The organism is Dolichospermum sp. UHCC 0259, from assembly GCF_009711935.1.
Lineage (GTDB): Bacteria > Cyanobacteriota > Cyanobacteriia > Cyanobacteriales > Nostocaceae > Dolichospermum.
On the sequence record NZ_VIKX01000007.1, the window covers coordinates 1 to 8,214 of the forward strand.

8 protein-coding genes and 1 pseudogene are annotated in these 8,214 nt (G+C 40.5%); 4 read left to right on the forward strand and 5 right to left on the reverse strand.

The genetic code is table 11. From position 1 onward, the window contains the following. Positions 1-30: 30 nt before the first annotated feature. Entirely contained in the window at positions 31-759 is a 729-nt protein-coding gene (rpaB, locus tag FJR05_RS00855) for a response regulator transcription factor RpaB (RefSeq protein WP_015079764.1), read from the reverse strand. Positions 760-931: 172 nt separating this feature from the next. On the opposite strand from rpaB, the gene radA reads away from it, so the two are divergent. Further along, entirely contained in the window at positions 932-2,470 is a 1,539-nt protein-coding gene (radA, locus tag FJR05_RS00860; protein ID WP_168642372.1) for a DNA repair protein RadA, read from the forward strand. Positions 2,471-2,599: 129 nt separating this feature from the next. Here radA and FJR05_RS00865 read toward each other — a convergent pair whose 3' ends face one another. Then, positions 2,600-2,761, reverse strand: coding sequence for a hypothetical protein (locus FJR05_RS00865; RefSeq protein ID WP_168642373.1), 162 nt, complete (start codon positions 2,759-2,761; stop codon positions 2,600-2,602). Here FJR05_RS00865 and FJR05_RS00870 point away from each other — a divergent pair. Next, on the forward strand, positions 2,760-3,029 hold the full coding sequence (locus FJR05_RS00870; RefSeq protein ID WP_168642374.1) for a nucleotidyltransferase family protein: 270 nt from the start codon (positions 2,760-2,762) through the stop codon (positions 3,027-3,029). The two genes, FJR05_RS00865 and FJR05_RS00870, sit on opposite strands and share 2 nt — an antisense overlap. A 96-nt stretch (positions 3,030-3,125) precedes the next feature. On the opposite strand, the pseudogene FJR05_RS00875 reads toward FJR05_RS00870, so the two are convergent. After that, positions 3,126-3,323: pseudogene (locus FJR05_RS00875) on the reverse strand (ISKra4 family transposase); the annotation flags it as partial. Positions 3,324-3,576: 253 nt separating this feature from the next. On the opposite strand from FJR05_RS00875, the gene FJR05_RS00880 reads away from it, so the two are divergent. Both FJR05_RS00880 and FJR05_RS00885 read left to right on the forward strand, forming a co-directional pair. Then, the gene (locus FJR05_RS00880) at positions 3,577-3,813 is read left to right on the forward strand and encodes a type II toxin-antitoxin system HicB family antitoxin (protein WP_168642375.1); all 237 of its coding nucleotides are present in this window, start codon (positions 3,577-3,579) and stop codon (positions 3,811-3,813) included. A 211-nt stretch (positions 3,814-4,024) separates the two neighbouring features. Further along, on the forward strand, positions 4,025-4,321 hold the full coding sequence (locus FJR05_RS00885) for a hypothetical protein (protein ID WP_168642376.1): 297 nt from the start codon (positions 4,025-4,027) through the stop codon (positions 4,319-4,321). On the opposite strand, the gene FJR05_RS00890 is transcribed toward FJR05_RS00885, so the two are convergent. Continuing rightward, on the reverse strand, positions 4,322-5,713 hold the full coding sequence (locus tag FJR05_RS00890) for a malic enzyme-like NAD(P)-binding protein (protein ID WP_168642377.1): 1,392 nt from the start codon (positions 5,711-5,713) through the stop codon (positions 4,322-4,324). It abuts the gene before it with no gap. 184 nt (positions 5,714-5,897) lie between these two features. Further along, positions 5,898-8,087, reverse strand: coding sequence for an HAD-IIB family hydrolase (locus FJR05_RS00895; protein ID WP_168642378.1), 2,190 nt, complete (start codon positions 8,085-8,087; stop codon positions 5,898-5,900). Between the last annotated feature and the right edge of the window lie 127 nt (positions 8,088-8,214).

Genomic DNA, 8,214 nt, shown 5'->3' on the forward strand with positions numbered 1-8,214 from the left:
CCCCCACTTCCCCTACTCCCCCCACTCCCCCTACTCTTCCCCCGGCTCTAGGATACGTTGGAAAAGATAACCAGTACCTCTAGCGGTGAGAATTAGTTCAGGGTTGCTGGGATCATCTTCTAATTTTGCCCGTAATCGGGAAATATGTACATCCACAACGCGAGTATCTACATGGCGTTCAGGAGTATATCCCCATACCTCTTGCAGAATTTCTGAACGGGAAAAAGCTTCACCTGAGCGACTAACTAACAATTCTAATAAGCTAAATTCCATCCCGGTTAAGCGAATCCGCTCATCACCTTTATAAACTTGACGCTTATTTGTATCAATTTTGATGGTGCTAACATGAATCACCCCAGAACTAGGAATCCCATTTGCACCAGTTTTGTCTACCCGTCGCAATACTGAACGAATCCGCGCTTCTAGTTCTTTGGGGGAGAAAGGTTTAACGACATAATCATCAGCACCCAATTCTAACCCGGTGATGCGATCGGCGACATCTCCCAGTGCAGTGAGCATAATAATGGGGACATCCGATTCTTTGCGTAATTCTTGACAAACGCCATAACCATCCAGTTTTGGCATCATGACATCTAAAACTACCAGGTCTGGTTCAGCTTTGCGAAATATTTCTAAAGCTTCCTCACCGTCTCCTGCTGTCACTACATCGTAGCCAATCATGGAAAGGCGTGTTTCCAAAATCCGCCGAATGCTGGCTTCGTCGTCTACTACTAGGATTTTTTCTTTATGACTTTCCAAGTTTTGTCATGCTCCTTAACTAAAATTTTTCATGATTAATTTTAAATATCATAATATTAAGATATCATTACTCTGAATTGATTTGGAAAGAGCTTCCAACTATTACTATTATTAAATTTCAGTTTTTTCCCAGAATTAATCAAAAATTAAGATTATTATCTAAAATTTAAGTATGGCAAAGCCAAAAACCATTTATATCTGTAGTAATTGTGCGGCGGAATTCTCCCAATGGTTCGGAAAATGCTCAAATTGTGACACTTACGACTCTTTAGTTGAGCAGAATATTAGCTCTTTTCTGGGGGATATACCTAGCCGGGGTGGGGTGGGAAATTGGCAAGCTGGAGGTCATAGTAAATCTCATGGTAAACCAGCTAAAGCTAGATCCTCGCTGACTTTTGACCAAATTAGCGATCGCCAAATTGCTCGTTGGGAGTCCGGTTATGGCGAATTAGATCGAGTTTTAGGCGGGGGTGTTGTTCCTGGTTCAATGGTATTAATTGGTGGTGATCCTGGTATCGGTAAATCTACTTTACTACTACAAGTATCTAACCAATTAGCACAAAAATATCGCATTCTCTATATTACTGGAGAAGAATCTGGACAACAGGTAAAATTGCGGGCTTCTCGCTTGGGAATGTCCAAATCTCCCCTTGTCGTCACAGAAGATCATCAAAACAAAGATCCGCAAGCACCGGTGACAAATCCTGAACAACCCGTAAATCCTGATAGTATAGGCGCGGATTTATATGTATTGCCAGAGACGGATTTAGAAGAAATTTTGCGAGAAATAGATTCTTTGAAGCCCAATGTGGCGGTAATAGATAGTATTCAAACAGTATTTTTACCAGCTTTGACATCAGCACCGGGTTCAGTGGCACAAGTCAGGGAATGTACCGCAGCCTTGATGAAGGTGGCAAAACATGAAGATATTACGATGTTAATTGTTGGTCATGTTACCAAAGAAGGCACGATTGCCGGACCGCGAGTATTAGAACACTTAGTTGATACTGTATTGTATTTTGAAGGCGATCGCTTTGCTTCCCACAGATTATTAAGAACTGTAAAAAACCGTTTCGGAGCAACCCACGAAATTGGTATATTTGAAATGGTGTCCCAAGGATTAAGGGAAGTTGATAATCCTTCTGAATTATTTTTAGGCAATCGTGATGATCCTGCCCCCGGTACAGCTATTGTAGTGGCTTGTGAAGGAACAAGACCCATAGTAGTAGAGTTACAAGCTTTAGTTAGTCCTACAAGTTATCCCTCTCCTCGTCGAGCAGCTACAGGGATAGATTATAATCGGTTAGTGCAAATCCTCGCCGTATTAGAAAAGCGTGTGGGTATTCCTATGTCCAAATTAGATTCCTATGTTGCTTCTGCGGGGGGATTAAATGTAGAAGAACCAGCAGTAGATTTAGGAATTGCCGTTGCCATAGTTGCCAGTTTCCGCGATCGCATCGTTGATCCTGGTACAGTGTTAATTGGAGAAGTAGGATTAGGGGGACAGGTGCGATCGGTTTCCCAAATGGAACTACGATTAAAGGAAGCAGCAAAACTGGGATTTAAAAGAGCGATCGTTCCTAAAGGCACAAAATTTCCTGAAATTGGCATAGAGATATTACCAGTAGGTAAAGTCATAGATGCAATTATTGCGGCTGTTCCTCATCAGGAATTGACAGAAGAAGATTTAGAACCTGATGGGGATGAATAACTATACTAAAAATGGTTGAGACATAGACTTTTGCAAGATTACGAAAAACCCAGATGTGTAAGGGTTTAGCAGTGCTAAACCCCTACCTTTATAATCAAACAATTAAGCCGTCTTGAGTATGATTTAATTTTAACAAAAACCTGTTCCTTGGCATTTTTGGCATTTGGATGATCTGCGTGAACCGTGAGGTTGGATTCTCCCTGTACCTTGACATGAAGAACATTCAACTTTCTCTTCTTTGTTGTCGGAACTGTGAGTATTTTCAATGTCTGGTGATTTTTCATTAGCCATGATTTTGCCTTTATTTACTATCTTGCGTCCTCAGTATGAGGAAATTCGGGCTTTTCACGTTGCATCACGATTTTTATTTGGTTCAGTGGCACGAAATGAAGCTACGCCTAGTAGTGATATTGACTTATTGGTTGAATTTTCTAAACCCGTCGGTATGTTTACTTTTGCGCGGCTACAAATTTATCTGGAAAAATTGTTAGGTTGTGCAATTGATTTAGGTACACCGGACTCCCTCAAGCCTGTATTTAAACGATGTTGTCATAGCTGAGGCAAAACGTGTCTTCTAGCGATCGCTTTCTAAAATATCCTCTAAACTAGGGATCGCATTCTCCATAACCACAGACAAGCGATCGCACGGGCGCATCTAAGGCTTGGGGGATGCGGAAAAAACAGGAGAAAACAGCTCGTCAAAGCGACCATTAACCCAAGCCAATCGTAGATGTAACAAATGGTTAAAACCAGGTTCGCTCCAACGCATACCAACACCTTTAAAACGTTGCTGAATTAACCACTTACAAGCACTTTCTACCATACCGCTACCCAAAGGTAAACCTAATTCCTTATAACGCTGATAGTTGATATGTGACTGATGTGTAAGAAGATAATTATGAACATTGGTTAAAGTTCTGCGAACATCAGATGAAAATCCGCGAAATTGAATAGTTTCAGCTAAGGAATGTGAATTAAATAAAGTGTAAAAGTAGGGTGTGTTAGCGACAGCGTAACGCACCATTTCAGTTTAAATAAGAATTGCAGGTTATTAAATTTGCGTTCCTAAGTTATAATTCAAAGCAGATACAAAGAGTAATATGATCATGGATAGACTAGAGTTTCCAGTGGAATACAGCTTTGATATTGATAGCAATATGGTAATTGCTACCATACCCCAACTCAATTATATTTCTTCCTTTGGGAAAGACTTTGCTGAAGCAGAGAAAAATGTTACCGAGGCAGTATTAGCTTATTTAGAAGCATTAGAAAAACGTGGCTTACCTATTCCCAAAATTGAGAAAAATTCTGGAACATTTTTAATTATTGAGTTAGTTTCATGAGCGATAAATTATCTGCTATTACTCCTGAAAAAGCATTATCTAAAAATGGGAAATAAAGCAATGTATCTATTCAATTTCCAACAAATAGACGCACCCAAACAAATCAAGCGAGTATTACAAGCAATGAATTGTAAATTTTAAATAAATTTATGATTCATAAGTAAAATCTGTTAAAACAGAATATAATTTAATATATGTTATGGAGGTAATTATGTCTAATCTATCCTTAGAACACAATCAATTTAAACAAACCCTGAAAGAAGTAATAATAGAGCTTTTTTCTGAAAACAAAGAGGAATTTTCAGCTTTATTTACAAAAATAATTGAAGATATTGCTTTATCAAAAGCTGTTGAAAAAAGAGAATTAACAGATAGAGAAACGATAGAAGATCCATTATTGAATGTTATTGGTATTCTTTCAGGAGAACCAGTATCAATATATAATATTGATGAAGAATTCCAATACCTTTCCATAGGGACAGACAAGAATGCCTATCCCACAAATTAACTAACTTTGAGCAATACCTTCTTCCCGTGCGGCTTGTTGGACAGCAGCAGCCACAGCAGTAGCAACACGCTTATCAAAGACAGAAGGAATAATATGTTCCCGATTCAAATCCGAGGGTTTAACTAAAGATGCGATCGCACTAGCAGCTTCCAAACACATAGCAGTAGTAATCGTCCTAGCCCGACAATCTAAAGCCCCACGAAACACCCCAGGAAACGCCAGGACGTTATTGATTTGGTTGGGGTAGTCACTCCGACCCGTAGCCATCACAGCAACGTTTTTAGGGGCTAATTCGGGTTGAATTTCGGGAATGGGATTAGCCATTGCAAACACAATTGCATCCTTCGTCATTCCCTGTACCATTTCCGGTGTTAAAACTCCCGGTGCGCTGACACCAATGAACACATCTGCACCTTGAACTGCACCAGCTAAAGTTCCTTGGGCTTTAACCGCAAACTCCAGTTTTTCAGCGGTTAAATCAGTGCGATTAGTGGAAATAATCCCCTTAGAATCACACATCAAAATGGTTTCTGCACCAGCTTTGCGGAGTAACCGAGCGATCGCTACCCCAGCCGCACCAGCACCATTAATGACAATGCGGATGTCTGCAATGGATTTCTGCACAAGTTTCAGAGAATTAAACAAAGCAGCCAAGGTAACAATAGCTGTACCATGTTGGTCATCATGAAAAATGGGGATATTTAATTCTGCTCGCAGTCTTTTTTCAATTTCAAAACAGCGGGGTGCAGCGATATCTTCCAAATTCACACCACCAAATACCGGGGCGATATTTTTAACTGCTTTGACAATTTCATCTGTATCTTGAGTGTCCAAACAGATAGGAAAAGCATCCAGTCCAGCAAATTCCTTAAACAGCATCGCTTTTCCTTCCATCACGGGTAAAGCCGCAGCCGGTCCCAAATTGCCCAAACCTAAGACTGCACTACCATCAGTGACGATCGCCACCGTGTTTTGTTTGATAGTCAGATTATATACTTCCTCTGGATTTGCAGCGATCGCCTTACAAATGCGACCAACTCCAGGAGTATAAGCCATAGCTAAATCAGAAACACTTTTGAGGGGGATTCTGCTGACAATACTGATTTTGCCACCGCGATGTAAATTAAAGGTGCGGTCATAAACATCAATTACCTTAATATCAGGTAATTCCTTCACCGATTGCACAATAGTTTCCGCGTGTTCCGTACTCGCAGCATCAACTGTAATATCACGGATAGATTCTTGCCGAGTTTGTTCAATTAAATCAATTTGTCCCAGATTACCACCTGTCAGAGCGATCGCTTGAGTCACAGAAGCCAACATCCCCACCCGATTGGGAATTTGTAAGCGCAGGGTAACACTAAAACTAGAATTAGGAGTAAGATTTTCCATGTGAGCTAATCTCTATTTTAAATTTTAGATTTTATATTGTATTGCTACGGGAAATTTTATTTTCACAAAAAAACCGAGTTTAAGAATTTTTGAGCGCAGATGAATATGGATGAATTTGTGGATTTTCTCTTTTTGAGCAACAAACCCGTAGGGGCGCAGGCCCTGCGCCCAAAATTCTATTTCATTAAATCGAGAATTGCTGTAAGTTGCCGAAAAAGTCATAATAATCTAAAGCTTCCAAAATCCCCCAAGCATAATTTCCTTCAGCAAAGTAAATCTGTGGTAAACCGCGCAGCTTTTCCACTTCCTGACTGTGATTTCCCACAACAACGGCCAGAGTATTACCAGCTAACATAGATTCATCATTACCTGAAGCCCCAGCCACCAAAAACCGTTGAACAGGCAAACCCCATTTTAAAGCAGCATAACGAATAGCATCTCCTTTGGAAGCGCGAATAGGTACTAAATCAAGATACATATTATGGCTATAAACTCCTTTGACATGGAGGCCATGTTGACGCAGACGACGGATAATTTCTGGGACACTAGGTGATTTCGTCTCATCCACAAAATAGCTAATCTTAAACTTGCCTTGAGCATCAGCAGATTGCAATTCTACCCCAGGAATATCCTGCATGACTTTGCTAATTTCTGACCGTCGCCAATTATAGGCAATGTGTCTTTGCCAACTTGTATCTGTGACTATCTGCGGACCATAGTAAATAGAACTTCCTGCTGATGTAATCAGCAAATCTGGCATGGGAAAACGCCATTCCTCCAGCATACTTAAGGTACTTTTCAGACTGCGACCTGTGGCAATACCGACTCCAGTTGTATTCCCTTGATCACGAATCCTCTGAATTAACTTTGCTAAAGCTTCCCCATCACCTAATAGAGTATTATCAATTTCACACACCAAAAACCGATCAGCCGTTGGTAAGTGATTAGTCTCTGATATATTCCAATCAGGATGTTCATCTGCGGGAGATTTAACCAGCGGACTTAACAGAGATTGAATCCGTTTTTGGGGCAATAATCGGTGAACTTGTTCGAGATAATGTTCTACGTGACTATCCCACGAAAAATGTTGACAAACATTAATCATGCCATTTTTAGACCATTGTTGCCATTGTTCTGGATTTGTGAGAGCTATTCGCAGCGCATTTTGGATATCTTGAATATTTAAAGGATCAATCAATAATCCATTTTGACAAGCAGCGAGAATATCCCTTGGACCACCATCAGCCGTAGCAATGATCGGTACACCACAGGCGCTAGCTTCAATTAATGTCAGTCCAAATGGCTCTGTCAAAGCCGGATTGATAAACACTCCTTGGGTTTTTGCTGTTAACCGATATAAATCTGGAACATCATCTGCATTATGATGTTTAGGATAAGCAACATGACCATAAAGATCATAGCGGTCTATTAATTGCAATATCTCCAAAAATACCTGACGCGGACCCGATTCCATCGCCAAAATATCGTCTCTTTTGCCTAAAATTAGCACCAAGTTAGCTAATTGGCGCAGTTCAGGATCTTCTCCATAAGCTTTAATTAAACTACTGACATTTTTACGGATAGCTGGGCGAGAAATCGCCATAATTATAGGCTTTTCTATGTCTTTGAGAAACTTCTCTAATTCCTGTTGAATAGGCGGATTTTGCCAATTATCTGCGGCTGGATAAAAACGCTCTAAGGTGACACCTGGAGGGATGACTACCATGCGTTCGGGTTGATAGTGATCGTAAACGCTGTACTGCTCTTCAACTTCTTGATGAGTGCTGGCTATGACTAAAGCTGCACTTCCCAGCGTGATTTCTTCTGCTTCTATTCTTGTACTAATATGAAAATTTTCTTCAATAGTTTTTTGTTTAGTACCATGTTCTAATAATCTTTGTTGTTTGATGCGTCCCAGGGAGTGACCTGTATGAACCAGAGGTATTCCTAACCAACCCGCAACCCTAGAACCTACGTATCCAGCATCAGCATAATGTGTATGAATAATATGGGGAATTTTGCCGATTTTGCGAATATGCTTGAGTAATTCATCTGCAAATGTATCTAAATGTGGCCAAAGAACTTCTTTACGGAGGTAGCGTTTGGGACCACAGGCGATGCGAATAATTTGGGCTTTATCTGAGAGAAGTTCGACTGGTTGAGCATAATCAGAACTAACTTTTGGATCATTTACCAACCGGGTTACTAAATCAACTCTTGCAACTTGGGGATTTTTAGCTAATGTACAAGCCAGTTCTACAGCATATTTGGTTTGTCCACCAGTGTCAGCATCTTTCCCTAACTCTAGATTGTTACCACGAATTAAACCATGAACGCTGACGAGTAAAATGTACAACCCTGGGTTATTTGACACAGTGTTGATTCCTCCATAATTAGCCATAAATCAGACGTTTTTGCGTGATTTGTTATAGTTATAGCAGGGAACAGGGAACAGGGGAAGTGGGGGAAGTGGGGGAAGTTGGGGAAGTTGGGGAAGTGGG